General features: G+C 71.5%; 20 protein-coding genes and 1 riboswitch. Of the genes, 9 read left to right on the top strand and 11 right to left on the bottom strand.

Going from position 1 to position 24607, the window contains the following annotated elements; translation table 11 throughout:
• Positions 1-6: 6 nt before the first annotated feature.
• Positions 7-1023 (bottom strand): TerC family protein, encoded by a 1017-nt coding sequence (locus tag BLW04_RS09930; protein ID WP_091539544.1) that lies wholly within the window; start codon positions 1021-1023, stop codon positions 7-9.
• A 261-nt stretch (positions 1024-1284) separates the two neighbouring features.
• Positions 1285-3411, bottom strand: a complete 2127-nt coding sequence (uvrB, locus tag BLW04_RS09925; RefSeq protein ID WP_091539540.1) for an excinuclease ABC subunit UvrB — start codon at positions 3409-3411, stop codon at positions 1285-1287.
• Between the two features lie 252 nt (positions 3412-3663).
• On the opposite strand from uvrB, the gene glgX reads away from it, so the two are divergent.
• Both glgX and treY read left to right on the top strand, forming a co-directional pair.
• A complete protein-coding gene (gene glgX / locus BLW04_RS09920; protein ID WP_091539537.1) occupies positions 3664-5775 on the top strand; it encodes a glycogen debranching protein GlgX in 2112 nt (703 codons plus the stop codon).
• Complete coding sequence (gene treY / locus BLW04_RS09915; RefSeq protein WP_091539533.1) at positions 5772-8126, top strand: malto-oligosyltrehalose synthase; 2355 nt, start codon at positions 5772-5774, stop codon at positions 8124-8126. Before glgX ends, treY begins: the two co-directional genes overlap by 4 nt.
• Positions 8127-8173: 47 nt before the next feature.
• Here treY and BLW04_RS09910 read toward each other — a convergent pair whose 3' ends face one another.
• The gene (locus BLW04_RS09910; protein ID WP_091539755.1) at positions 8174-9109 is read right to left on the bottom strand and encodes a phosphotransferase; all 936 of its coding nucleotides are present in this window, start codon (positions 9107-9109) and stop codon (positions 8174-8176) included.
• A 231-nt stretch (positions 9110-9340) separates the two neighbouring features.
• A riboswitch (cyclic di-AMP (ydaO/yuaA leader) is annotated at positions 9341-9501 on the top strand.
• Between the two features lie 3 nt (positions 9502-9504).
• On the opposite strand from BLW04_RS09910, the gene BLW04_RS09905 reads away from it, so the two are divergent.
• Entirely contained in the window at positions 9505-10083 is a 579-nt protein-coding gene (locus tag BLW04_RS09905) for a LysM peptidoglycan-binding domain-containing protein (RefSeq protein ID WP_091539531.1), read from the top strand.
• A gap of 43 nt (positions 10084-10126) precedes the next feature.
• Here BLW04_RS09905 and BLW04_RS09900 read toward each other — a convergent pair whose 3' ends face one another.
• The gene (locus BLW04_RS09900; RefSeq protein WP_091539530.1) at positions 10127-10531 is read right to left on the bottom strand and encodes an FtsX-like permease family protein; all 405 of its coding nucleotides are present in this window, start codon (positions 10529-10531) and stop codon (positions 10127-10129) included.
• A 252-nt stretch (positions 10532-10783) separates the two neighbouring features.
• Entirely contained in the window at positions 10784-11314 is a 531-nt protein-coding gene (locus BLW04_RS09895) for a hypothetical protein (RefSeq protein ID WP_139306798.1), read from the bottom strand.
• Positions 11315-11496: 182 nt separating this feature from the next.
• Between BLW04_RS09895 and treZ the strand changes: the two genes are divergently transcribed.
• The 6 genes from treZ to ligD all read left to right on the top strand — a co-directional run bounded on the left by treZ (position 11497) and on the right by ligD (position 18616).
• Positions 11497-13251 (top strand): malto-oligosyltrehalose trehalohydrolase, encoded by a 1755-nt coding sequence (gene treZ, locus BLW04_RS09890; protein WP_091539522.1) that lies wholly within the window; start codon positions 11497-11499, stop codon positions 13249-13251.
• A 2-nt stretch (positions 13252-13253) separates the two neighbouring features.
• Positions 13254-14003, top strand: coding sequence for a dihydrofolate reductase family protein (locus tag BLW04_RS09885; RefSeq protein ID WP_091539519.1), 750 nt, complete (start codon positions 13254-13256; stop codon positions 14001-14003).
• Positions 14004-14271: 268 nt separating this feature from the next.
• Complete coding sequence (locus BLW04_RS09875; protein WP_139306797.1) at positions 14272-14775, top strand: GNAT family N-acetyltransferase; 504 nt, start codon at positions 14272-14274, stop codon at positions 14773-14775.
• Between the two features lie 30 nt (positions 14776-14805).
• Positions 14806-15891: an ATP-dependent DNA ligase gene (locus BLW04_RS09870; RefSeq protein ID WP_091539512.1), complete on the top strand. Its 1086-nt coding sequence runs from the start codon at positions 14806-14808 to the stop codon at positions 15889-15891.
• A 45-nt stretch (positions 15892-15936) separates the two neighbouring features.
• Positions 15937-17508, top strand: coding sequence for an alpha/beta hydrolase (locus BLW04_RS09865; protein WP_091539508.1), 1572 nt, complete (start codon positions 15937-15939; stop codon positions 17506-17508).
• Between the two features lie 40 nt (positions 17509-17548).
• Complete coding sequence (gene ligD, locus BLW04_RS09860) at positions 17549-18616, top strand: non-homologous end-joining DNA ligase (RefSeq protein ID WP_091539505.1); 1068 nt, start codon at positions 17549-17551, stop codon at positions 18614-18616.
• Between the two features lie 208 nt (positions 18617-18824).
• Here the strand turns inward: ligD and BLW04_RS09855 are convergent, their stop codons facing one another.
• From BLW04_RS09855 to BLW04_RS09830, 6 genes are all read right to left on the bottom strand, one after another.
• Positions 18825-19520: an ISAs1 family transposase gene (locus BLW04_RS09855; protein ID WP_139306796.1), complete on the bottom strand. Its 696-nt coding sequence runs from the start codon at positions 19518-19520 to the stop codon at positions 18825-18827.
• Positions 19521-19844: 324 nt separating this feature from the next.
• The gene (locus tag BLW04_RS09850) at positions 19845-20618 is read right to left on the bottom strand and encodes a TIGR03084 family metal-binding protein (RefSeq protein ID WP_091539498.1); all 774 of its coding nucleotides are present in this window, start codon (positions 20616-20618) and stop codon (positions 19845-19847) included.
• Positions 20618-22156 carry an AMP-binding protein gene (locus tag BLW04_RS09845; RefSeq protein ID WP_091539495.1) on the bottom strand — a complete coding sequence of 513 codons (1539 nt, stop codon included), beginning with the start codon at positions 22154-22156 and terminating at the stop codon, positions 20618-20620. The genes BLW04_RS09850 and BLW04_RS09845 overlap by 1 nt, the downstream gene beginning before the upstream one ends.
• Positions 22157-22159: 3 nt before the next feature.
• A complete protein-coding gene (locus tag BLW04_RS09840; protein WP_091539490.1) occupies positions 22160-23947 on the bottom strand; it encodes a feruloyl-CoA synthase in 1788 nt (595 codons plus the stop codon).
• Positions 23947-24267, bottom strand: coding sequence for a beta-ketoacyl-[acyl-carrier-protein] synthase family protein (locus tag BLW04_RS09835; RefSeq protein ID WP_254781233.1), 321 nt, complete (start codon positions 24265-24267; stop codon positions 23947-23949). The genes BLW04_RS09840 and BLW04_RS09835 overlap by 1 nt, the downstream gene beginning before the upstream one ends.
• A gap of 18 nt (positions 24268-24285) precedes the next feature.
• Positions 24286-24607, bottom strand: a 322-nt coding sequence (locus BLW04_RS09830) for a transposase (RefSeq protein WP_139306795.1), incomplete at its 5' end; no start/stop codon positions are given.

Genomic DNA, 24607 nt, shown 5'->3' with positions numbered 1-24607 from the left:
CGGTCCTCACTCGGCAGCCGCCGGCAGGGCCCGTGCACGGGCGCGGTCCCGGCGGTCCCGGCGGTCCCGGCGCAGGCTCAGCACGGTGGTGACCAGCAGCGTGACGAGGATGACGGCCAGCGACAGCCAGGTCGGGATCTCCGGGATCACGGTGATGTGCTCGCCGCCGTTGAGGAACGGCAGCTCGTTGGTGTGCAGCGCGTGGATGACCAGCTTGGCGCCGATGAAGCCCAGGATGACCGCCAGGCCGTAGGCGAGATAGACCAGCCGGTCGAGCAGCCCGTCGATCAGGAAGAACAGCTGGCGCAGCCCCAGCAGGGAAAACGCGTTGGCGGCGAAGACGAGGTAGGTCTCCTCGGTGAGACCGAAGATCGCCGGGATCGAGTCGACAGCGAAGATCACGTCGGCGCTGCCGATGGCAATGAGCGCGATGGCCAGTGGGGTGATGAAGCGCTTGCCCTGCCGCTTGACCGTCATCCGGTCGGAGTGGAACTCCTCGGTGGTCGGCAGCACCTTGCGGGTGAACCGCAGGACGGCGTTCTCCTCGTACTCCTCCTCGCCGCTGTGCCCACCGCTCTTGGCCTGCACGTAGGCGGTGTAGAGCAGGATCGCGCCGAAGACGTAGAAGACCCAGCTGAAGTTCTCGATGGCCGCGGCGCCGATGAGGATGAAGACTGTGCGGAGCGCGAGCGCGAAGGTGATGCCGAACAGCAGCACCTTCTGCTGCAGCTCCCGCGGGACGCCGAAGCTGGCCATGACGAGCACGAAGACGAACAGGTTGTCGACCGAGAGGCTCTTCTCGGTGATGTAGCCGGCGAAGTACTCACCGCCGAACTGCGGGCCGGCGAGCATGAGCACCAGCAGGCCGAAGACGACGGCGATGCCGACGTAGACGGCCGACCAGGTGGCGGACTCACGCAGCGAGGGCGCGTGCGGGGTGCGCACGTGGCCGACGAAGTCGAAGAAGAGCATGCCGACGATCGCGGCGACCGTGACCGCCCAGATCCAGAACGGGACGTCCATGCTGTTCCTCCGGTTGACAGTGGCGTGTCAGTACCCGGAGGTCTCTCCCGCCGACCGTTACCTGGCCGACCGGCAGCGCCGGAGGTCATGGGACCTCGTATTGACGACGGTGCCGAGTGGGGATACTCCCCTCCACGGATCCGGCCACCAGCGGCCAGCGCAGCTGCCCGTGGTGGGGACCCACAGCGTGGAACGACGTGCCTGCCGGAAGGGTTCCCTGCCGCGCGCCTGCCGCGCGGCAGGACGCCTCCCTTGCTCGCGTCAGGCGTGTGCGGCGTCGAGCTGCCGCAGCTCCTTCTTCAACTCGTTGAGCTCGTCACGCAGCCGGGCAGCCACCTCGAACTTGAGCTCCCGGGCCGCCGAGAGCATCTGCTCGTTCATCGAGCTGATCATGTCGGCCAGCTCGTTGCGCGGCAGCCCCTGGACGTCGATCGAGCCGGACTTCGCCCCGTTCTTCTGCGTGCGCGACGACAGCCCGGGCACCGGGGATTTGCCTCGGGACTGCTGCCGGCCGGACCCGCCGAGCAGCTCGGTCGAGGCCTCGGCGTCTTCGGCCGCGGCGTAGATGCCGTCGAGTATGTCGACGATCTTCTTCCGCAACGGCTGGGGGTCGACGCCCCGCTCGGTGTTGTACGCGATCTGCTTCTCCCGCCGACGCGCCGTCTCCTCGATCGCCAGCGCCATCGACGGGGTGATCTTGTCGGCGTACATGTGCACCTCGCCGGACACGTTGCGGGCGGCGCGGCCGATGGTCTGGATCAGTGAGGTCCCAGACCGGAGGAAGCCCTCCTTGTCCGCGTCCAGGATCGCCACCAGCGACACCTCAGGCAGGTCGAGGCCCTCGCGCAGCAGGTTGATGCCGACCAGCACGTCGTACTCGCCCTGCCGGAGCTCGCGCAGCAGCTCGACCCGGCGCAAGGTGTCGACCTCCGAGTGCAGGTAGCGGACCTTGATGCCGAGCTCGAGCAGGTAGTCGGTGAGGTCCTCCGACATCTTCTTGGTCAGCGTGGTGACCAGGATCCGCTCGTTCTTCTCGGTGCGGACCCGGATCTCGTGCACCAGGTCGTCGATCTGGCCCTTGGTCTGCTTGACCACGACCAACGGGTCGATCAGGCCGGTCGGCCGGATGACCTGCTCGACGAACTCACCACCGGTGCGGCCCAGCTCGTAGTGCCCCGGGGTCGCCGACAGGTAGACGGTCTGCTTGATCCGGTCGGTGAACTCCTCCCAGCGCAGCGGCCGGTTGTCCATCGCCGAGGGCAGCCGGAAGCCGTGTTCGACCAGGGTGCGCTTGCGGCTCATGTCGCCCTCGTACATGCCGCCGATCTGCGGCACGGTCACGTGCGACTCGTCGATGACGAGCAGGAAGTCGTCCGGGAAGTAGTCGATGAGGCAGGCTCCGGCCGAGCCCGGCGCGCGGCCGTCGATGTGCCGCGAGTAGTTCTCGATGCCCGAGCAGAACCCGACCTGCCGCATCATCTCGATGTCGTAGGTGGTGCGCATGCGCAACCGCTGGGACTCCAGCAGCTTGCCCTGCTTGTCCAACTCCGCCAGCCGCTGCTCCAGCTCGGCCTCGATGGTGCGGATGGCCCGCTCCATGCGCTCGGGCCCGGCGACGTAGTGGGTGGCCGGGAAGACGAACAGCTCGTCGACCTCACGGATGACCTCGCCGGTGAGCGGGTGCAGGTAATACAGCCGCTCGACCTCGTCGCCGAACATCTCGATCCGGCAGGCGAGCTCCTCGTAGACCGGGAAGACCTCGATCGTGTCGCCGCGCACCCGGAACGTGCCGCGGGTGAAGGAGAGGTCGTTGCGGGTGTACTGCTCGGTGACCAGGGTGCGCAGCAGCTCCTCGCGGTCCCGCTCTTCTCCCACCTTGACCTTCAGCGCCCGCTCGACGTACTCCTCCGGCGTGCCGAGGCCGTAGATGCAGGAGACCGTGCTGACCACGATCACGTCGCGCCGGGTGAGCAGGCTGTTGGTCGCCGAGTGCCGCAGCCGCTCCACCTCCTCGTTGATCGAGGAGTCCTTCTCGATGTAGGTGTCGGTCTGCGGGACATACGCCTCGGGCTGGTAGTAGTCGTAGTAGGAGACGAAGTACTCGACCGCGGCGTCGGGCATCAGCTCCTTGAACTCGTTGGCCAGCTGAGCGGCCAGCGTCTTGTTCGGCGCCATCACCAGGGTCGGGCGCTGCACCTGCTCGATCAGCCAGGCCGTCGTCGCCGACTTGCCCGTGCCGGTCGCACCCAGCAGCACGGTGTCCTGCTGGCCGGCGTCCACCCGCTCGGCCAGCTCCTTGATCGCGGTCGGCTGGTCACCGGAGGGCTGGAACTCGCTGACGACGCGGAACCGCCCCCGCGTCGGCCGGATGTCGGTGGATGTGCGCACGGGACGACGGTACGACGGGGGTGTGACAGAACGGGTTCCGAACGCCGTCCCAGCCCGTGGACGCGGCTTGCGCAGCTGACGGGGCTCCTTGGCAGACTTCAGACCTACGTGACAGTGCCCATACCGGAGCTCTCCAGGTGTGCCGGGTCCCCCGGCCGGGCAGTGGCCGAGCGAGTCCCGTCCCGCCGCACAACGCGGCGTGCTCTCCCGGCCCCGCACAGGGGCCGCCAGTCCTGGAGGAAGACACCACCCATGACCACCCAGGTGTGGCCCGGTTCCGCCTATCCCCTCGGAGCTACCTACGAAGGCACCGGCACGAACTTCGCGATCTTCAGCGAGGTGGCCGAGAAGATCGAGCTGTGCCTGTTCGACGAGGCCGGCAACGAGGAGCGCATCCGGCTCCCCGAGATGGACGCCTTCGTCTGGCACGCCTTCATCCCCGGCGTGCAGCCCGGCCAGCGCTACGGCTTCCGGGTGCACGGCCCGTACAACCCCGCGGAGGGACAGCGCTGCAACCCCAACAAGCTGCTGCTGGACCCGTACAGCAAGGCGATCGAGGGCGACATCGACTGGGACCCGTCCGTCTTCGGCTACGACTTCGAGACCCAGGAGCGCAACGACGACGACTCGGCGGCGCACATGCCGAAGTCCGTCGTCGTGAATCCTTACTTCGACTGGGGCCACGACCGACCGCCGCGCACCCCCTACCACAAGAGCGTCATTTACGAGGCCCACGTCAAGGGCCTGACGATGACCCACCCCCGGGTGCCCGAGGAGCTACGCGGCACCTACGCCGGCATCGCCCACCCGGCCGTCGTCGACTACCTGCTCGAGTTGGGCATCACCGCCATCGAGCTCATGCCGGTGCACCAGTTCGTGCAGGACGACACCCTGCAGCAGAAGGGCCTGCGCAACTACTGGGGCTACAACACCATCGGCTTCTTCGCACCACACAACGAGTACGCCAGCAACACCGACGGCGGACAGCACGTGCAGGAGTTCAAGGGCATGGTCAAGACCCTGCACGACGCGGGGATCGAGGTAATCCTCGACGTGGTCTACAACCACACCGCCGAGGGCAACCACATGGGCCCGACGCTGTCGTTCAAGGGCATCGACAACCAGGCGTACTACCGCCTCGTCGAGGACGACAAGCAGTTCTACATGGACTACACCGGCACCGGGAACTCGCTGAACGCCCGGCAGCCGCAGTCGCTGCAGCTGATCATGGACTCGCTGCGCTACTGGATCACCGAGATGCACGTCGACGGCTTCCGGTTCGACCTCGCCTCGACCCTCGCCCGTGAGCTGCACTCGGTCGACCGGCTGTCCGCGTTCTTCGACCTCGTGCACCAGGATCCGGTGGTGAGCCAGGTGAAGCTGATCGCCGAGCCCTGGGACATCGGCGAGGGTGGCTACCAGGTCGGCAACTTCCCGGCGCTGTGGACCGAGTGGAACGGCACGTACCGCGACACCGTGCGCGACTTCTGGCGCGGCGAGGACGCCACCATCGGCGAGTTCGCCAGCCGGCTCACCGGGTCTCCCGACCTGTACCAGCACTCCGGGCGCCGGCCGGTGGCCAGCATCAACTTCGTCACCGCCCACGACGGCTTCACCCTCAACGACCTGGTCTCCTACAACGAGAAGCACAACGAGGCCAACGGTGAGGGCAACAACGACGGCGAGAGCCACAACAGCAGCTGGAACTGCGGGGTGGAGGGCGAGACCGACGACCCGCAGGTCCTCGCGCTGCGCGCGCAGCAGCGCCGCAACTTCATCACCACGCTGATGCTCTCTCAGGGCACGCCCATGCTGCTGCACGGCGACGAGCTGGGCCGCAGCCAGGGTGGCAACAACAACGGCTACTGCCAGGACTCCCCGCTCACCTGGATCGACTGGGAGAACATCGACGAGGGCCTGCTCGAGTTCACCAAGCTGGTGACCAAACTGCGCACCGACCACCCGACGTTCCGGCGGCGCCGGTTCTTCCACGGCCGCCCGGTACGCCGCGCGGAAGGGGACCCGGTACAGGACGTCGCCTGGTTCACCCACGCCGGCGAGCTGATGACCGAGGACGACTGGGACGCCGCCTTCGCCAAGTCGATCGGCGTGTACCTCAACGGACACGGCATCCGCTCGACCGACGAGCGCGGCGTGCCCGTCGTCGACGACTGCTTCTACCTGGCGTTCAACGCCTGGCACGAGGACATCGAGTTCACCGTGCCGCCAGCGGAGTACGCCGAGGGATGGACCGTGCTCGTCGACACGGCCGACTTCGATGAGGTGGAACCGACCGAGGTGAAGGCGAGCGAGACGATCACGCTGCGCGCCCGCGCCATGGTCGTGCTCTGCGCGGCCTCATGACCGAGTCCACCGCAGGTTCCCCCGGCGGCGACCGCCGCCGGGGGACGCCCGCCAGCACGTACCGCCTGCAGGTCACCGCCGACTTCACCCTCGACGACGCGGCGGCCGTGGCCGACTACCTCGCCGACCTCGGGGTGACCCACGCGTACTCCTCCCCGCTACTGCGCTCGGCGGCCGGGAGCACCCACGGGTACGACACCACCGACCACGCGCACATCGACGAGCCGCGGGGCGGCCGGGCCGGCTTCGACCGCTTCGTCGCCGCGCTGCACGAGCACGGCCTCGGCCTGGTGCTCGACCTGGTGCCCAACCACATGGGCGTCGCCGACGCGCACGAATCGGGCTGGTGGTGGGACCTGCTGAAGCGAGGCCGGGACAGCGCGCACGCCGATGCCTTCGACGTCGACTGGGACGCGGGCTTCGGGAAGGTCCGACTGCCGGTGCTCGGGTCGGCCGACGATCTGGCGAAGCTGGAGCTGGTCACGGCCGACGGCGAGTCCGAGCTGCAGTACTACGACAACCGGTTCCCGGTGGCACCCGGTACCGCGCAGGCCGGCGACGACCCGGTCGCCGTGCACGCCCGACAGCACTACGAGCTGGTCGACTGGCGGCGCGCGGACTCCGAGCTGAACTACCGTCGGTTCTTCGCGATCAACACCCTGGCCGGGCTGCGCGCCGAGGATCCGGTGGTCTTCGCCGCCACGCACGCCCTGATCGTGCAGCTGGTCGAGTCCGGGGCGGTCGACGCGCTGCGCATCGACCACCCCGACGGCCTCGCCGACCCCAAGGGCTACCTCGACCGGCTGGCCGGTGCGACGGGCGGCCGGTGGACGGTCGTGGAGAAGATCCTCGAGCCCGGGGAGGTGCTCCCCGATAGCTGGCAGACCGCCGGGACGACGGGATACGACGCCCTCACCGAGGTCGACGACGTCCTGGTCGACCCCGCCGGCGAGCCCGCAGTCACCGCGCTGGACACCGAGCTGGCCGGCCACCGGGTCGATTACGCGCAGCTCGTGCGGATGTGCAAGCGCGAGGTGACCGACGGCATCCTCGGCGCGGAGGTCGCCCGGCTGACCCGCATCGTCGGCGAGCTGCCGGGGGTGCCCGCCGAGCAGGTCGTGGAGGGGCTGGCCGAGCTGCTCGCCAGCTTCCCGGTCTACCGGAGCTACCTGCCCGACGGCCGGGAGCACCTGGACGCCACGGTGGCCGCCGTCCGCGAGCGCCGTCCCGACCTGACCGCCGCGGTCGACGCACTGCACCCGCTGCTGGCGACGGCGGGCACGGAGCTCGCCACCCGGTTCGAGCAGACCTCCGGCCCGGTGATGGCCAAGGGCGTGGAGGACAGCGCCTACTACCGCTGGGCGCGGTTCGTCGCGCTCAACGAGGTGGGCGGCGACCCGGCCCGGTTCGGGACGACGGTGGCGGCTTTCCACGAGGCGCAGCAGATCCGGGCCGAACGGCTGCCGCAGTCGATGACAACGTTGTCGACGCACGACACCAAGCGCAGCGAGGACGTCCGCGCCCGGCTGGCCGTGCTGGCGGAGCTGCCCAGCGAGTGGGCGCAGCTGGTCCGCGGTCTGCTGGCGCGGCACCCGCTGGGCGACCGGTCGCTGGCCCACCTGGTGTGGCAGAACCTGGTCGGCGCGTGGCCATTGTCGCGGGAGCGGGCGCACGCCTACGTGGAGAAGGCCGCCCGGGAAGCCGGGACCTCGACGACCTGGACCGACCCGGTGCAGGAGTTCGAGAACGAGCTGCACGCGCTGGCCGACGGGGCGTACGACGACCCGACGACGGCGGCGGAGATCGAGGACTTCGTGGCCCGGATCGCGCCGTTCGGTCGGTCGAACTCGCTGTCCCAGAAGCTGCTGCAGCTGACCATGCCCGGCGTTCCGGACGTGTACCAGGGCACCGAGTTGTGGGACCTGTCGCTGGTCGATCCGGACAACCGCCGCCCGGTCGACTACGACCTCCGCCGGTCGCAGCTGTCCCGGCTCGACGAGGGCTGGGTGCCGCCGGTGGACGACACGGGCGCCGCGAAGCTGCTCGTCGTCTCCCGGGTGCTGCGGCATCGCCGCGACGTCCCTGAGGCCTTCGCGGGCTACACGCCGGTCGAGGCCTCCGGCAGTGCCGCCGACTCGGTCGTGGCCTTCGACCGCGGTGGGGTGGTGACCGTGGCGACGCGGCTGCCGGTCCGGCTGGCCGTGACCGGCTGGGGCGACACCGCGCTACAGCTGCCCACCGGTGCCTGGCGGGACCTGTTCACCGGCACCCGGGTCGTCTCCGACGCCGCCGGTGCGCCGCTGGCCGAGCTGCTCGCCCAGCTGCCGGTGGCCCTCCTCGTCCGCGACTGAACGACGGCGGTGCCGCCCGGCGACGGGCGGCACCGCCACCGTCGCGGTCAGGCGACCGCGCGGCGCAGGCCGGCGAGCGCCTCGGCGAGCAGAACGGGCCGGGAGTCACCGGCCGCGTAGTCGGCCAGCAGCGCGCTCAGCCGTATCGCCAGTGCGCGGGCGCGGAGCTCCCGCTCGGCATCCACGTCGCCGTACGCGGCGAGGAAGGCGGTCCGGGCCGACCCGCTGAAGGCGGCGTAGCCCAGCGCCAGGTCCACGGCCGGGTCAGCGAGGCACACGTCCCCCCAGTCGATCACCCCCGCCACGTCGCCGGCTCCGTCGACCAGCAGGTGGCGCACGTGCAGGTCGCCGTGCACCAGCACCGGCTCCCCGGACGGCGCTCCGAGACGCGCCGCCTCGGCCAGCAGCGCTGCCACGCCGACATCGGCCGCCCATACCCCGTCGTCCACCAGCCGCCGCAGCGACTCCCGGGTGCGGTCCATCCGCGCACCCGGCCAGCCGCGCTGGAGCGGATCCACGGGAACCTCGGCGACGAGCCCCTCGCGGACCGCCGCCCAGGTGGCCGGCGCGTGCAGCACCCGAAGGAAGGCTCCCGCCCCGGCGGCGGCCGGCACCCGGGCATCCTCCGACAGGGCCGCTTCGGCGACATCAGTGCCGGGCAACAACCGCGAACCCGTGAAGGGCCACGGGCACTCCGGGTCGTCGTCCATGCCGACCAACTCCGGAACCGGGACCGGCCGCGGAAGGAGGTGCGCCACCCGCGGCAGCACCACGAGTTCACGCTGGAAGCCGGGGAGCGCGCTCGCGCGCCGGGGAAAGCGGAACACCCACTTCCCCGAGACCACGTGGACGGTGTTGTCCCACCCTTCGGACAGCGCCGCGACGGGAGCGCCGCGCAGCTGCGGAAAGGCGTGGCTGATGAGCTCTGCGGCTCGTCGTGCCGAGACGGTGCGCTCGGCGGTCCACTCGCGGGCGCTCGGCATGTCGGAAGTCTGGCATCGGTCGTCGTCGTGCCGCCGCCGGTGCTCACGCACGGTCGTCGGAAAGCCACAGGTGGACGCCTTCGGCCCGGCCTGTCGCACGGCGTCCTGGGCATATGCACGCGGGCTCCCGGGCGGGCAAGCGGAACTGCCCGGTCTCACTCACCCTGGAGGAGCGCTCGGGCCATACCGGCCGGGCGCGACGCACCGGACCGCCCAACCCCGTCCGCCGGCTGCCTGACTCCGACCCATCCAGGACGGGGGCGGGGGACCCACGTTCCCGACGCGCATGCGCGTCTTGGGGTGAAGCCGCGCCGTGCTCCCGAGCACGGGCGGCCGGGCACCGATTCGCCCGAACCCGACAGCTCACCTCGCAGGCGGTGATCGGAGGATCACCCATGTACAAGAAGTCCCTCAAGCACGCCCGCGCCCGCCGCACCGTGCGGGGCGGGGCGGTCGCCCTGGGCGCCGCAGCCGTCGGGATCGGCGTCTTCGCCGCCCCGGCCTCGGCGGCACCGACGCACGACTGGTCGGGCGTCGCGCAGTGCGAGTCCGGCGGCAACTGGAGCATCAACACCGGCAACAGCTACTACGGCGGGCTGCAGTTCAGCTCATCCACGTGGCTCGGCTACGGCGGCGGCAGCTACGCGCCGCGCGCGGACCTGGCCACGCCCGCCCAGCAGGTCGACATCGCCGAGCGGGTCCTCGTCGGCCAGGGCGTCGGGGCGTGGCCGGTCTGTGGTCAGTACCTGACCGCCGGCTCGACCAGCACCCCGGCACCGGCACCGGCACCCGCGCCGGCACCGGCACCGGCACCGGCCACCGGCGGCTCTTACACGGTCCAGTCGGGCGACACGCTGGCGAAGATCGCCGCCGCGCAGGGCGTGGTCGGTGGCTGGCAGGCGCTGTACGACAACAACCGCAGCGTTGTCGCCGACCCGAACGTGATCTACGTCGGCGAACAGCTGGTCCTCTGACGTGTCGGGGCAGCCGCGGCCGCCGCGCCGCGGCTGCCCCCGATCAGAACCGGATCGCGTCGATCACCTGCACCCGTACCGCCAGCAGCGCGGGCAGCAGGCCGGCCAGTGCGCCGACGCCGGCGGCCGCCACGAGCCCCTCGACGGCGGCCTGCACCGGAAAGCCGGGTGCGTCGGCGATCGGCACCCCATTGTTGAGCCAGTCGGCCAGCGGGAGGTTGCGCACCACGACCACCGCCAGCGCGACCGCCGCCAGGCCGGCGAGCACCGTGGCCACCACGCTCTCCAGCATGATCGCACCGAAGACCCGGGCCGAGGTGGCGCCGAAGCTGCGCCGGATGCCGATCCTCCGGATCCGCTGACGAACCGCCATCATCCCTACGTTGAACGCGCCCAGCCCGCCGAGCAGCACCACGGCGCCGGCGCCGCGCACCACCAGCCGCAGCATGTCCAGGGTCTCGGCCAGCCCGGGCGAGACATCCCGGCGAACACCTGGGTGTGCCCGGCGGGACGGCGCAGCGGGCCGTGGTTCCGCCGGTCGCGGTGCTGGCGTTCGGGTCGGCGGCCGGGTCGGTGCCGTTGCCCGTCGACGGCGCGGCGCCCAGCGTGAGCCCGGTGCAGCCGAACGGGGCCGGGCCGCCCTGCACGGTGACGTCGGCGGTGGCCGGCGCGGTCAGCAGCCGGAACTGGTCGGCCTGGCTCAGCGGCGCCGTCGCCGACAGGGTGCCCGGGGAAACGGAGCCGACGGCGTCCCCGACCGCGACCACCTGGTCGACGAGCGCGTCCGGGGCGGTGAGCGTGCCCCGGCGGGCACGTTGACGGTAACCGTCGTGACCAGCGGGTTCCGCGGGGCGACCACCGGGTTGCCGTCGGCGTCGGTGGTGGTGATGGGCTCGCGCTCGGTGGTCACGGTGACCTGCAGCAGACCCTGCCCGGCGGTGACCGCCGCGCCCCGGGCGACAGGCAGCTTCTTCACCTTTCCGGCGGCCGTGGCCTTGACCGGGACGGCGGAGTCGGCCACGACGGTGCCGGTGACCGTGACGGCGTTCTGCACGGTGCCCCGGGAGACGGACACCTGGGGACTCTCCAGCGAGACCGGGGCCGGCTGCGCGACGTCGTCCTGGGGCTGATCACCTCCCCCGCCGCCACGGAAGGCGAGCACGACCAGGGCGACCGCGATCACCGCCCACACGAGCAGTCGCAGGACAGGCAGGACCAGGCTCCGGACCACGATGCCAGCGCCCCCTTCCGGCCAGGCCCGGCCGCTGCCGGCGGCGGCCAAGTAGTGGTCCGGAGCCCTCCGTGGGGAGTTCCCCCCGGCGTGTCCACCACGACGGTTGATCGGCGGGCGCGCGGGCATGATCTGCAGCGCCCGTCCGTCCCCCCTTTCCGCAGCGCCCCGGAGGCCCCCGCATGTCCGACCCCGTCGAGTTCGCCGTCTGGGCCCCCCTCCCGGAGCGGGTGCGTCTGACCGTCGACGGCGCGGTACACGACATGCAGCGGGACGACGCCGGCTGGTGGTGCGCCGAGGTCGCGGCCGGGCCGGAGGCCGACTACGGCTTCCTGCTCGATGACACCGAGGCCGCCCGGCCCGACCCGCGGTCGCGCCGGCAGCCCGACGGGGTGCACGGGCTCTCCCGCCGCTTCGACCCCGCGGCGTACGTCTGGGGCGACGGGGCTTGGACCGGGCGCCGGCTGGCCGGCGGCGTGGTCTACGAGCTGCACGTGGGCACCTTCACCCGCGACGGCACCTTCGACTCGGCGCTCCGGAACCTGGACCACCTGGTGGAGCTGGGGGTCGACTTCGTGGAGCTGCTGCCGGTCAACGGCTTCAACGGCACGCACAACTGGGGCTACGACGGGGTCGCCTGGTACGCGGTGCAGGAGACGTACGGCGGGCCGGCGGGCTACCAGAGGTTCGTCGACGCCTGCCATCAGCGCGGCATCGGGGTGATCCAGGACGTCGTCTACAACCACCTCGGGCCGTCGGGGAACTACCTGCCGGAGTTTTTCCCGATCTTCACCGACGGGGGCGCCAACAGCTGGGGCAACTCGATCAACCTGTCGGGGCCCGACTCCGACGAGGTCCGCCGCTACATCCTGGACAACGTGCTGATGTGGCTGCGCGACATGCACGTCGACGGGCTCCGGCTGGACGCCGTGCACGCGCTGGTCGACGAGCGCGCCACCCACCTGCTGGAGGAGATGGCCGCAGAGGTGGAGAAGCTGTCGGTCGCCGAGGGCCGGCCGCTGACGCTGATCGCCGAGAGCGACCTCAACGACCCGGGCATGGTCACCCCCCGGGTGGCCGGCGGCAGGGGCCTGGACGCGCAGTGGAGCGACGACTTCCACCACGCGCTGCACACCACGCTCACCGGCGAGGGGCAGGGCTACTACGCCGACTTCGCCGCCGCCGGGATCGGCGCGGTGGCCAAGACGCTGACCGGCGCCTTCTTCCACGCCGGCGACTGGTCCAGCTTCCGCCGGCGGCACCACGGCCGGCCGGTGGACACCGCGATGCTGCCGGGCTGGAAATTCGTGGGCTACCTGCAGAACCACGACCAGATCGGCAACCGGGCCGTGGGGGACCGGATCTCCGCCTCGCTGTCCCCTGGACTGCTGGCCGTCGGCGCCACCCTGGTGCTGACCGCCCCGTTCACCCCGATGCTGTTCATGGGCGAGGAGTGGGGCGCCTCGACGCCGTGGCAGTTCTTCACCAGCCACCCCGAGCCGGAGCTGGGCAAGGCCACCGCCGAGGGCCGGATCGGTGAGTTCGCCGAGCACGGCTGGGACGCCGCAGTCGTGCCCGACCCGCAGGACCCGGAGACCTTCGCCCGCTCCAAGCTGGACTGGGCCGAGCTCGCCGAGGAGCCGCACGCACAGCTGTTCGCGGTGTACAAGGCGTTGATCGCGCTGCGGCACGCGCACCCCGACCTGGTGGACCCCGACCTGTCCGGGATGGCAGTCAGCTGGGACGACGCCGACCGCTGGCTGGTCGTCACCCGCGGGTCGCTGCGTGTGGTGGCCAACCTGTCCGACCAGCCGCGTGAGGTGGACCTCGACGTTCCGGCGTCGGAGGTGCTGTTCGCCACCGGCGAGGTGCCCACGCTGGACGGGGAGACGATCACCGTGCCGGCGGAGAGCGCCGCCATCGTCGCGACCCGCTGACGGTGCGGCGGCTCCTGCCCGGCCCGGGCCCGGTCGATGACGCTGGGCTGGACGACGCGGCCCTGGCCGAGGCGTACCGGGTGCCGGCCGGGCGGCACCTGCGGGTGAACTTCGTCGCGGCGCTGGACGGCGCGACGAGCGTCGCCGGGCGGAGCGGCGGGCTGGGCTCGGACGGCGACCGGCGGGTCTTCCGCGTGTTGCGGGCGCTGGCCGACGCGGTCCTGGTCGGGCACGGGACCGCCGCGGCAGAGGGCTACCGGCCGGTGCTCGCCGATTCCGCGGTGGGCCGGCTGCGGGCCGGGCTGGGGCGAGTGTCCACCGCGCCGGTCGTCGTGGTCTCGCGGCGGGCGTCGCTGGCCCCGGCCGACCAGCTGGTGACCGATGCGGTCTCCCCCACCGTGCTGGTCACCTGCGCCGCCGCGGACGCCGGCCACCGGGCCGCGCTCACTGATGCGGGTGTGCAGGTGCTCGTCTGCGGGGACGACGACGTGGACCTGGGCGCCGCCGTGGATGCCCTCGCCGAGCGCGGCTTGTCCCAGCTGCTCTGCGAGGGAGGCCCGTCGCTGTTCTCCGCGGCCCTGGGCGCCGGGGTCGTCGACGAGCTCGACCTGTCGATCGCACCGCTGCTGGCCGGCGGGGCCCCCGGGATGCTGGGCGCCGATGCGCTGCCGGTCCCCGTCTCCGGCCGGCTGGTCCAGGTGCTCGAGGAGGACGGTTACCTGTTCACCCGCTACCGCCTGTCAGCCGGCTGACTGACCCCTTCCACTACGCCCTCCTTGGCGGCCGAACCGCCCTCAGAAGGGCACGGCCTCGTCCGGCCGGGGGTCCTTCCGGTCGTCCAGGCGTGGTGCTCGGGTGGAGGCGGTGAGTCCGGTGCGGGTGGTCACGGTGAGGGTGCCGTCGAGTCGCAGGGTGTGGGTCCAGCCGGGTGCCTGGTGTTTGCCTGGACCGTCCCCGGCTCGCCGTGCGGCATCGCCGTGTCTGCCGCCGGTGGCTCGCGCCCCCGGCGAGGATGCGCCGATGGACATCACGTGGCGCGGCGTATTCACCAGCGACGAGGTCAACCTGCTGCACGCAGAGGCCTTCGGCACCCGGCTCTTCGACGTCTCTGAATGGGACTGGCGCCGGCTGGTCGCCGACCACAGTCTGGGCTGGGTCACCGCACGCGACGTCACCGCACGCGACGTCACCGCACGCGACGTCACCGCACGCGACGTCACCGCACGCGACGTCACCGCACGCGACGTCACCGCACGCAACGTCACCGTGGGCGACACCGGCCGGCTCGTCGGGTTCGTCAACGTGGTGTGGGACGGGCTGGTGCACGCCTGGCTGCAGGACGTGATGGTGGCCGCCGATGCCCGCCACCTCGGGATCGGCCGGCAGATCGTGGCGGCGGCCCGCGACGGTGCGCGGGCGGCCGGGTGCGAGTGGCTGCACGTCGACTTCGACGACGACCTGGCGTCCTTCTACCTCGACGCCTGCGGCTTCCGGCCGACGCAGGCCGGGCTGCTGCAGCTGTGACCTGTCGGCACCTGCTGCTTGACTGAGCTCATGGACCTGCCCGTGCTCCCGCCGGTCAAACCGATGCTGGCCAAGCCCGCGGCCAGCCTGCCCACCGGCGACGGCCTCTACTACGAGCCCAAGTGGGACGGTTTCCGCTGCATCGTCTTCCGCGACGGCGACGAGGTCGAGCTGGGCAGCCGCAACGAGCGCCCGCTCACCCGCTACTTCCCCGATGTGGTCGAGGCAGCGAAGGCACAGCTCCCCGAGCGCTGCGTGGTCGACGGGGAGATCATCGTCCCGCGGGGTGACCGGCTGGACTTCGAATCGCTGCTGCAGCGCATCCACCCCGCCGCCTCCCGGGTCAGCAAGCTTGCCGCGGAGACACCGGCGTCCTTCGTCGCCTTCGACCTGCTCGCCCTGAGCGATGAGTCGCTGCTGAGCACACCGTTCGGCGAGCGGCAGGCGCGGCTGCGGCAGGCGCTGGCCGGCGCCCGGGCGCCGGTATATGTCACCACCGTCACTCAGGACGCTGAGCTGGCCCAGCGCTGGTTCGCCGAGTTCGAGGGCGCCGGGCTGGACGGCGTGATCGCCAAGCGGGCCGACCTGCTCTACGCCCCCGACCAGCGGCTGATGACCAAGGTCAAGCACGTGCGCACGGCCGACTGCGTAGTCGCCGGGTTCCGCTGGCACAAGAGCGGCCCGGTGGTCGGGTCGCTGCTGCTGGGCCTCTACGACGACGCCGGCACACTCCAGCACATCGGCGTCGCGGCCTCGTTCACCATGAAGCGCCGGGCCGAGCTGGTCGAGGAGCTGGCCGCCTACCGGGCCAGCGCGCTGTCCGGGCACCCGTGGCAGGACTGGGCGAACGCCGACACCTCTACCGGGGCCGAGGGTGCGGGCGAGCACCGCATGCCCGGCGCCACGAGCCGCTGGAACGCCGGCAAGGACCTTTCCTGGGTGCCGCTGCGGCCCGAGCTCGTGGTGGAGGTCAAGTACGACCAGCTGGAGGGCAGCCGGCTGCGGCACACCGGCCACTTCCAGCGCTGGCGGCCCGACCGGGACGCCCGCTCCTGCACCTACGACCAGCTCGACGTGCCGGTGAAGTACGACCTCGCCGAGGTCCTCGGGGGCTGAGCGCCCCGGGCGGGCGGCGGCACCGCCTCCTACCCTGGAGTGATCATGATGTTGCACCGTCGCCGCCCCACTCCCGTCAGCCTGGCTCTGGCCGGCCTCCTGTCCGCCGTCCTGGCCCTCGCCGGCTGCACCTCCGCCGACGACTCCGAGCCCGCGGCCAGCTCGACCTCGGCCAGCGGCACGACCGCGCCCGCGGCCGACGTCATCGACTGGACCGACTGCAACGGTCAGATCCAGCCGATCATCGCGAACCGCCCGGGCTCGGACCGTGCGCTCACCTTCTCCTGCGGGACGACGACGGTGCCGGTCAGCTACGACGACCCCGCCGGGCCCACGCTGCAGCTGTTCCTGGTCCGGGCCGTGCTCGCCGGGCAGACCGACCGCCGGGGGTCGCTGATGGTCAATCCCGGCGGTCCGGGCATCTCGGCCACCGACGCGGCGATCCAGTCGGCACTGACGCTGCCGGTCGACGTCCTGCAGCACTTCGATGTGGTCGGGGTCGACCCGCGCGGGGTTGGCCTGTCGACGCCGGTCGAGTGCATCTCCGACCAGCAGAAGGACGCGATCACCGCCGCGGAGCCGCGGCCCACCACCCCCGCACAGCTCGACGCCGTCTTCACCCAGGCGCAGGACCTGGCCGACGGGTGCAGCGAGAAGTACCAGGACGCGCTGGGCGCCTTCAGCACCGTTGCCACCGCCCGGGACTTGGACCGCGTCCGGCAGGCGCTCGGCGACGAGCAGCTGACCTACCTCGGCTACTCCTACGGGACCACGCTGGGCTCCACCTACGCCGAGCTGTTCCCGGACCGCGTGCGGGCCCTGGTGCTCGACGGAGCGGTCGACCCCGACGCCGACGAGCAGGCCGCGGCCGAGTCGCGGGCGCAGGGCTTCGAGGCGGCCTTCGATGCGTTCGCCGCCAACTGCACCGGCCTGGTCGGCGGCTGCCCGGTCGGTGGAGACCCGCGGCAGTTCCTGAACGACGTGCTGGCCCAGGCTGCGACCAGGCCCATCCCCAGCAGCCGGGCCGGGGAGACCCGGCAGGCAACCCCGGGACTGGTGCTCACCGGCGTCCAGTCGGCGCTGTACCAGCCCGGCGCGTGGCCGCAGCTGGCCCAGTCGCTGGCCAGCGCCCGCAACGGCGACTCCGCCGGCATCCTCACCCTCGCCGACACCTACACGGGGCGGAACGAGGACGGCACGTACAGCAACGTGATCGACGCGAACGTGACGGTGAACTGCGCTGACACCGATGAGGAGTTCAGCGCCGCGACGGTCCGCGGCCTGGTGGCCGACTGGAACGTGAAGTACCCGCTGTTCGGCGCCGGCGCCGCGACCAGCCTGTACACCTGCTCGGTCTGGGACGCCCCGCGCACTCCACTGCCCGACCGGGACGCCGAGGGCAGCGCCCCTATCCTGGTGGTCGGGACGCAGGGCGACCCGGTGACGCCGCTGCCCGGCGCGGTGGACATGGCCCAGGACCTCACGAGCGGGGTGCTGCTCACCTGGCAGGGCACCGGGCACACTGCCTATCCCAAGACCGACTGCGTGACCGCGGCGGTCGACGCGTACCTGATCGACCTGGTTGCGCCGTTGGACGGGCTCACCTGCCCCGCCTGACCGCGCAGCCGGCCGGTCAGCTCGGACGAACGGAGCCCACATGACCAGCAGCAAGGACGCCGTGGTGCTGCAGGTCGATGGGCACGACGTGCGCGTCAGCAGCCCGGGTAAGCCGTACTTCGGCGACCGGGGCATCCGCAAGATCGACGTCGTCGAGTACTTCATCTCCGTCGGTGAGGGCATCCTGTTCGCCCTGCGGGACCGGCCGACGACGCTGGAGCGCTGGCCCAGGGGGGTGTTCGAGGGAGCCCGGATCTCGACCCGGGTCGACAATACCGGGGACGCGTTCTACCAGAAACGGGTACCCAAGAACGCCCCCGACTGGGTGCAGACCGCGCACATCACCTTTCCCAGCGGGCGGACGGCGGACGAGATCGCGCCGGACTCGGTCGCCGTCGTTGCCTGGGCGGCCAACCTCGGCACGCTGACGTTCCACCCGTGGCCGGTGTCGAAGTCCGACGTCGAGCAGCCTGACCAGATCCGCATCGACCTGGACCCGCAGCCGGGCACCGACTTCTCTGACGCCGTCTCGGTGGCGCCGCACGTGCGGGAGCTGCTGCACGAGTTGGGCATGGAGGGGTGGCCGAAGACCTCCGGCGGCCGCGGGGTGCACGTGTACGTGCCGATCCAGCCGCGGTGGACGTTCCCCGAGGTGCGGCGCGCGGTGATCGCGTTCGGACGGGAACTGGAACGGCGCATCCCCGACCGGGTGACCATGAACTGGTGGAAGGAAGAGCGCGGCGAGAAGATCTTCATCGACTACAACCAGATGGCCCGGGACCGCACGATCGCCTCGGCGTACTCCATCCGGCCCAAGCCACACGCGCCCGTCTCCGCCCCGCTGGACTGGGACGAGCTGCCTGACGTGACGCCATTCGACTTCGACGTCCGCACCATGCCGGCTCGCTTCGCCGCGGTCGGTGACAAGCACGCCGGCCTGGCCGACCACGCCTTCGGCATCGAGCCGCTGATCGAGTTGGCCGAGCGGCAGGAGCACGACCTCGGGCTGGGCGAGATGCCCTATCCCCCGGACTACCCGAAGATGCCGGGAGAGCCGATGAGGGTGCAGCCGAGCCGAGCCAGGAGGGTGATAAGCGAAGACTCCTGACGGGGCCACATCAGGCGATCACTTGAAGGCCTTCTTCTCCGGGCGACCTCCCAGGCGCGCTGAAGGCCCGGTCATTGCCACACCGTCGTGAACGATCTCGGCGCAGCCGGTGGGCTCACTCGCCCTCGGGTAGAGGAGGGTCAACTCGCGGGCACCGAAGCGCCTCGGGGCAACAGGCCCCGAGCCGTGGCCGAGCACATCGACTGGTTCAGCCACCGACGCCTCCACCGGCGAGCTCGGGCCGGTCCCGCCGGTGGAGTACGAGATCAACAACCGCACCGCCCCCGATCAGCGACCCGCCGACCGGGAGTTCCAGGCCTTCATCAAACCCGGTGCCTGACACCATCCGCGGGGCGCGAACGACCATCCAGTCACGGCACCCGTGCCGAGGCCAGCCGGGGCGGACGTCCCGTTGCGACGTGCATGTTCTGTCCCCTGCGGACGTATGCTGCGCCGTGTCGCCGGTGCGAGTCGGGGATCCGTCCTCACCCCGGGTCACATCGCGCACGTGATGCACGCGGTTCTCGATTCCCCAGTGGCCCTCCAGCCAGCCGGCCAGCAGGCCGGGGTCGGCCCGGCGGTGGTCCAGGGACGTGATCGCATAGACGACCTCCGGGGAGCGCTTGCCGGTCGCGGTGTGCGTGCGGGGGCGGATCACGCGCATCACCTGGGCGGCGTACGGGAACAGGCCGTCGATGCCGGGGGCGCCAGCGACGTCAAGGACGGCGATCGAACGGGGCTCGCCCCGACCGTGCCCGAACTGCTTGCTCACCTGCCGATCGACTGCCGACGAGGGCAACCCGGCGAGCGCGGCGTGCAGGGTCGGCTGGTTCCGCTTCACGGTGAACAGGTAGTGCGCGCCGCGGCCGTGCAGGTAGGTCGCATGCTCGCGCTGGGTGTGCAGGGCGTCGGCGGTGTGCCGCCATGACTCTCATCCTCAGGTGGATTGAGAGCCTCCATGAGACCCGGCACGGGGACACTCGGCTCCGGGAGAGGAGGCGGCGTCACGCCGGGAAGCCCTGTCGGTCAGAACCCCTGCGGCCAGTTCCGCTCGCCGCGAAGGAGTCGCGGTGAGCTGCGGGCTCAACCGTTGACACAGGTGGGCGCCTCACACCTCTCGAAGATGTTCCGTTCCACTTACGGCATGCCTTGGGAGGTTCCGGATGGGGACGGCGGCCAGTGACCGGCGCAGAGACCGCGCCGGTTCAGGTTGTCCCTGTTCGGGTGGTCAACGACCGCCAGCAGGTCCAGCGAAGGCCTGCGCCAGGTCCAGCCAGGCGTTGGCGACCGGGCCGCGGGCGCGCAGCGCCGTGCGGTCGCGGTTGCGCCGCTGGGTGACGAGCAGGCAAAAGTCCTCGGCTGGGCCCGAGACCCGGTCGGGGGCGTCCGCAGGCCCCCACGTCCAAGTGCCTCCCTCAGGGGCGGTCAGCTCCACGCGGACCGGGACGTCGGGTCTGGGACGACCGTTGACCTGGAAGCTCCAGCCGAGGGTCCGCACCCCGAGGTGGGCGATGTGCCGCAACCGCGCCGTGGGCCGACGGGCCCTGGCGAGGGCATCGAACACGTCCTGGCCGTGCGCCCAGGTCTCCATCAGCCGTGCGGTCACCGACGAGGCCGCGCTCATCGGAGGCCCGTACCAGGGCAGGGGCGTGGTCGGGTCCAGGCCGACGAAGATCTCGAGGTAGCGGCGCCGGGCCGCGCTGAACCAGGCCATCGCCTCGCCCGGCGGCATCGACCGGTACCGCGCCGCCACGCAGTCGGCAACGTCGCCGCCCCCGGCGCCCGGTCGGGCGATCTCCTCCCGGAAGCGGTCGGGCTCGGTCGCTGCGGTCACCGCGGCCTCGTCGAAGAACGCCAGGTGGGTGACCTGGTCCTGGACCGACCAGCCGACGGCGGGTGTGGGGCGCTTCCAGTCGGCGGGCTGCAGGGTCGCGAGCACGGCGTCGAGCTCCGTTGACTCGGCTGCGAGGTCGTCGATCAGCGCTGCCATGTCGACAGGCATCAGGTCCCGCTCCTGGCAGAGTTCCGCAGCGGCCCCTTGAGCACCTTGCCCGTCGCGTTGCGTGGCAACTCGTCGACGACGACGACCCGGACGGGCACCTTGTAGGCGGCCAGCCGCTCACGGCACCAGGTCCGCAATTCGTCCGGTGCGGCCTCGGCATCCCGGACGAGGACGACGAAGGCGACACCTGCCTCACCCCAGCGTGGGTGCGGCGCCCCCACGACGGCGGCCTGGTTGATGGCCGGGTGGGCGTGCAGGGCGTTCTCCACCTCGGCCGGGTACACGTTCTCCCCGCCGGAGATGTACATGTCCTTCCACCTGTCGACCAGGACCAGGTGGCCGTCGTCGGTCACGGAGGCCGCGTCACCGGTGCGCAGCCAACCGTCGCCGGTGAACGCCTCAGCAGTGGCGGCGGGGTTGCGCCAGTAGCCCGATGTCACCAGCGGCCCGGACAGCTGCAGCTCCCCCGTCTCCCCCGGAGCAGCCGGCCGATCCTCGGCGGTGTACACCCGGCAACGCGCGTAGAGAAGCGGCAAGCCGATCGTGCCGTTGTGGCTCACCTCCTGGCCCGGCGGCACGGCCGTCACGCAGGCGCCGGCCTCGGTGATGCCGTAGACGGTGGTGAGGGCAACGCCCCGCCGCGCCCATGTCTCCACGAGTGCCGACGGCACCGGAGCGCCGCCGATGGCGGCGACGAACGGCGGCAGCGGTGTGTCGTCGAACGTCGGCAACTGGTCCATGAACTGGTAGTTCGCGGGCACCCCGCAGAAGTGGGTCACCGGCGCGGCGCCGTCGGTGAGCAGACCAACGGCCTGCGCCGGATCGAACACGCGCGCGACCAGCACGGTGCCGCCGGCGAACAGCACGGGATTGGCGAACAGGTTCAGGCCGGCGACGTGGAAGGTCGGCAGCACCGTCAGACAGCGAGAGTCCGCCCCCACCCTGTGCGCCACCAGGATGCCGAGCATGCTCGCGAGGACTCCACGATGAGTGGCCTGTACACCCTTCGGCAGACCCGTCGTGCCGGACGTGTAGATGATCATCCAGATCGCGTCCTCGTCGACCGGCTCCGGCGCCCACCCCTCCGGCACGGGAGCAGTGGCCAGCTCCTCGTACCCGTCGTCCTCGCCGTCCTCGCTGGCCCAGACGACGGTCGACGGGATGCCGGCCGCGGCCGCCACCCCGGCGGCCACCGCGGCCGACGCGCTCTCGGACACGAGGACCGCGGGCTCGGCGTCGCCGCCGATGGCGGCCAGCTCGTTGGCCGACAGCCGCCAGTTGAGGGGCACCACCACGGCGCCGAGCAGCGCGCAGGCGTAGACGACCTCGAACACGCGGGTGTCATTACGGGAGAGCACCGCGACCCTGTCACCGGGCCGCACACCGTGCCGATCGGCCAGCGACCGGGCGAGTGCGCTCACCCGGCCAGCCAGCTCCGCGTATCGGGCCGAGCGCCCGCGGTGCAGGTCCACCAGGGCGACGCTGTCAGGGGTACGACGGGCGTGGTGCTCGATCCAGGAGACCACCTGCTGCCCCATGTCTCAGTCCACCGCCCTCACGACCACCCGCGGTGGCGTCGGCTCGACGGAGAGGAGAGCGACCAGGGCGGCCCGTCGGTCCCGGACGGCTGCCTGGTTGACGTACCCCTTGTCGGTGATCTCGCCGGCGTCGAGCTGCGCCGGCTCGGTGAGTACGAGCAGCCGCTCCACGCAGTGAGAAGAGCCGCCCCCCTCGGCCGCCAGTCGCCCCAGGGTCGCAACGAGCTCCGCGCGCAGCGACGCCTCGGGCACGCCGTCGGCGTCCACGCGGCCGGTGTGCTCGGGGTGCAGCCACACCATCGCGGTGACGAATTCGCGGTCCTGCCCGCAGATGACGGCGTCGGTGAGCAACCCACGGGAGGCCGAGAGCAGCTTGGGCCGCAGTGTGCCGACGCTGACGAACGTGCCGGTCATCAGCTTGAAGTCCTCCGCGATGCGGCCGCGGAACAGCAGGCCGGCGGCGACGTCGTCGGGGTCGGCGAGGACCACGGCGTCTCCGGTGCGGAAGAACCCGTATTCGTCGAAGGCCCCCGCCGTCAGGTCGGGACGGCGGTGATAGCCGGGCGTCACGTTGGCACCTCGTACCCGCACCTCCGTCTTCTCCCCGACGGGTACGACCGCCAGCTCCAGCCCGGGCAGCGGGACGCCCAGGACGTCGCTGCGGGTGATCGGGAAGTGCGCGGACGTCGCCGCCGGGGAGGTCTCGGTCAGCCCCCACGAGGTGGTCATCTGCATCCCGGAACCGTGGTCGGCGGCGAGCTTCCCGAGGCGGTCCCACAGCTCCTGGGGGAGGGCGGCCGCGGCGAAGAAGCCCAGCCGCAACCGGGACAGGAAGGCCCGCGCCGCTGCAGGGCCCCGCTCCAGGTGCGGCAGGAGGGCGGCGTAGCCGGCGGGCACGTTGAGGTACACCGTCGGGCGTGCATCGGCCAGATTGCGCACCGTCCGCTCAACCAGCCCGGGCGCCGGGCGGCCGTCGTCGATCCACAGCGTGCCGCCGTTGACCAGCACCATGTTGAGGTCGTGGTTGCCACCGAAGGTGTGGCTCCAGGGCAACCAGTCCAGCAGCACCGGTGGCTCCACCGAGAGGAACGGCCAGACCTGCCGCATCTGCTGCTGGTTGGCCGAGAGCATGCCGTGGGTGGTCAGCACGCCCTTCGGGGTGCCGGTCGATCCCGACGTGAAGAGGATCTTGGCGACGTCCTCCCGCCCGAGAGAGGCGCAGCGGCGGTCCACCTCCTCGGTCGGGTCGGCACCGAACTCCGCGGCGGCGATCGAACCGGGGAGGTCGCCGTCCCGGCTGAGCACCGTCCGGTCCTCGCGCAGAGCAGCGACCGCGCGGGCGAAGGAGGCGTTCTCCGCGACGACCAGGCCGGGGTCGACCAGTTCGACCATCGCCTGCAGCTTGGCGTGATCAGCGCTCTGCAACGAGTACGCGACGCTGGTGGGGACGACGGGGGCGCCCACCGTCATCGCGGCCAACATCACCACCAGGTGCAGCCGGCTGTTGCCCGAGAGCACCAGGACCGGCCGGTCGGCCAGCCCGCGGTCGAGCAGGCCCTGGGCCAGGCGGTCGGCCTGCTCGCGGACCTCTCCCCAGGTGAGCCGGGCCCATTCCCCGTCCACCCGCTCGGCGATCAGCAGCCGATCCGGATGCGCCTCGCTTCCGGCCCGGAAGGAGTGCACGACGCTGACCGGGTGCGGGGCCAGCCGCTCTGTCGAGCGCAGCAGCAGCCGGCCGTCGGGCAGCCCCTCGGCCTCGATCGACGGTGGGGCGAAGGTGTCGCCGGTCATCAGTCCGTGACCTCCAGGACGATGGCGGCACCGGTGTCGCCCGCGGCGCAGCCGGTGAACAGCCCGGCCCCGCCGCCGCGCAGGCGCAGCGTCTCGATCAGTTCGGCGATGGATCGGAGGCCGGTCGGGCCCTGGGGATGCCCGAAGATCAGGCTGCAGCCGAACGCGTTCATGTCCTCGGCCTTGATCCCGGTCTCGCGGGCGAAGTACAGATCGTTGACCGCGAACGGGTTGTGCGTGGTGATTGCCTGCACGTCGGCGATCGAGCGGCCCGCCGCCGCCAGTGCCGACAGTGCGGCGGGCACCGGCGCCTGCGGCATCCGGCTAGAGCGTGTCTGCTAACTGCGGACGCGGTGATGGATGATCATGCAGCCGAGGAGGACACCGCCGAGGTAGGTGGTGGCGTATTTGTCGTAGCGGGTGGCGATAGCGCGCCACTGCTTGAGCCGGCCGAACCCGCGTTCGACGGTGTTGCGGTCCTTGTAGAGCTCGGCATCGCAGGCCGGTGGTCGCCCACCGGCCGAGCCCTTGGCCTTGCGGCGTGCGATCTGGTCGCTGCGTTCGGGAATCGTGTGAGCGATCTTCTTCGCCCGCAGGTGCGCCCGCGTACTGGGATGGGAGTACGCCTTGTCCGCCAGCAGCCGGAACGCGCCGGTGTCG

Origin of the sequence: Modestobacter sp. DSM 44400 (assembly GCF_900107175.1) — a bacterium.
Taxonomy (GTDB): domain Bacteria; phylum Actinomycetota; class Actinomycetes; order Mycobacteriales; family Geodermatophilaceae; genus Modestobacter.
This window is presented reverse-complemented; position numbering and strand designations above follow the sequence as displayed.

Excerpts from the sequence above, each read along its gene's own strand:
- BLW04_RS09930 (WP_091539544.1), bottom strand. The coding sequence starts at position 1,023 with ATGGACGTCCCGTTCTGGATCTGGGCGGTCACGGTCGCCGCGATCGTC.
- glgX (WP_091539537.1), top strand. The coding sequence starts at position 3,664 with ATGACCACCCAGGTGTGGCCCGGTTCCGCCTATCCCCTCGGAGCTACC.
- treY (WP_091539533.1), top strand. The coding sequence starts at position 5,772 with ATGACCGAGTCCACCGCAGGTTCCCCCGGCGGCGACCGCCGCCGGGGG.
- BLW04_RS09910 (WP_091539755.1), bottom strand. The coding sequence starts at position 9,109 with ATGCCGAGCGCCCGCGAGTGGACCGCCGAGCGCACCGTCTCGGCACGA.
- BLW04_RS09905 (WP_091539531.1), top strand. The coding sequence starts at position 9,505 with ATGTACAAGAAGTCCCTCAAGCACGCCCGCGCCCGCCGCACCGTGCGG.
- BLW04_RS09900 (WP_091539530.1), bottom strand. The coding sequence starts at position 10,531 with ATGCTGCGGCTGGTGGTGCGCGGCGCCGGCGCCGTGGTGCTGCTCGGC.
- treZ (WP_091539522.1), top strand. The coding sequence starts at position 11,497 with ATGTCCGACCCCGTCGAGTTCGCCGTCTGGGCCCCCCTCCCGGAGCGG.
- BLW04_RS09875 (WP_139306797.1), top strand. The coding sequence starts at position 14,272 with ATGGACATCACGTGGCGCGGCGTATTCACCAGCGACGAGGTCAACCTG.
- BLW04_RS09870 (WP_091539512.1), top strand. The coding sequence starts at position 14,806 with ATGGACCTGCCCGTGCTCCCGCCGGTCAAACCGATGCTGGCCAAGCCC.
- BLW04_RS09865 (WP_091539508.1), top strand. The coding sequence starts at position 15,937 with ATGATGTTGCACCGTCGCCGCCCCACTCCCGTCAGCCTGGCTCTGGCC.
- ligD (WP_091539505.1), top strand. The coding sequence starts at position 17,549 with ATGACCAGCAGCAAGGACGCCGTGGTGCTGCAGGTCGATGGGCACGAC.
- BLW04_RS09850 (WP_091539498.1), bottom strand. The coding sequence starts at position 20,618 with ATGCCTGTCGACATGGCAGCGCTGATCGACGACCTCGCAGCCGAGTCA.
- BLW04_RS09845 (WP_091539495.1), bottom strand. The coding sequence starts at position 22,156 with ATGGGGCAGCAGGTGGTCTCCTGGATCGAGCACCACGCCCGTCGTACC.
- BLW04_RS09840 (WP_091539490.1), bottom strand. The coding sequence starts at position 23,947 with ATGACCGGCGACACCTTCGCCCCACCGTCGATCGAGGCCGAGGGGCTG.
- BLW04_RS09835 (WP_254781233.1), bottom strand. The coding sequence starts at position 24,267 with ATGCCGCAGGCGCCGGTGCCCGCCGCACTGTCGGCACTGGCGGCGGCG.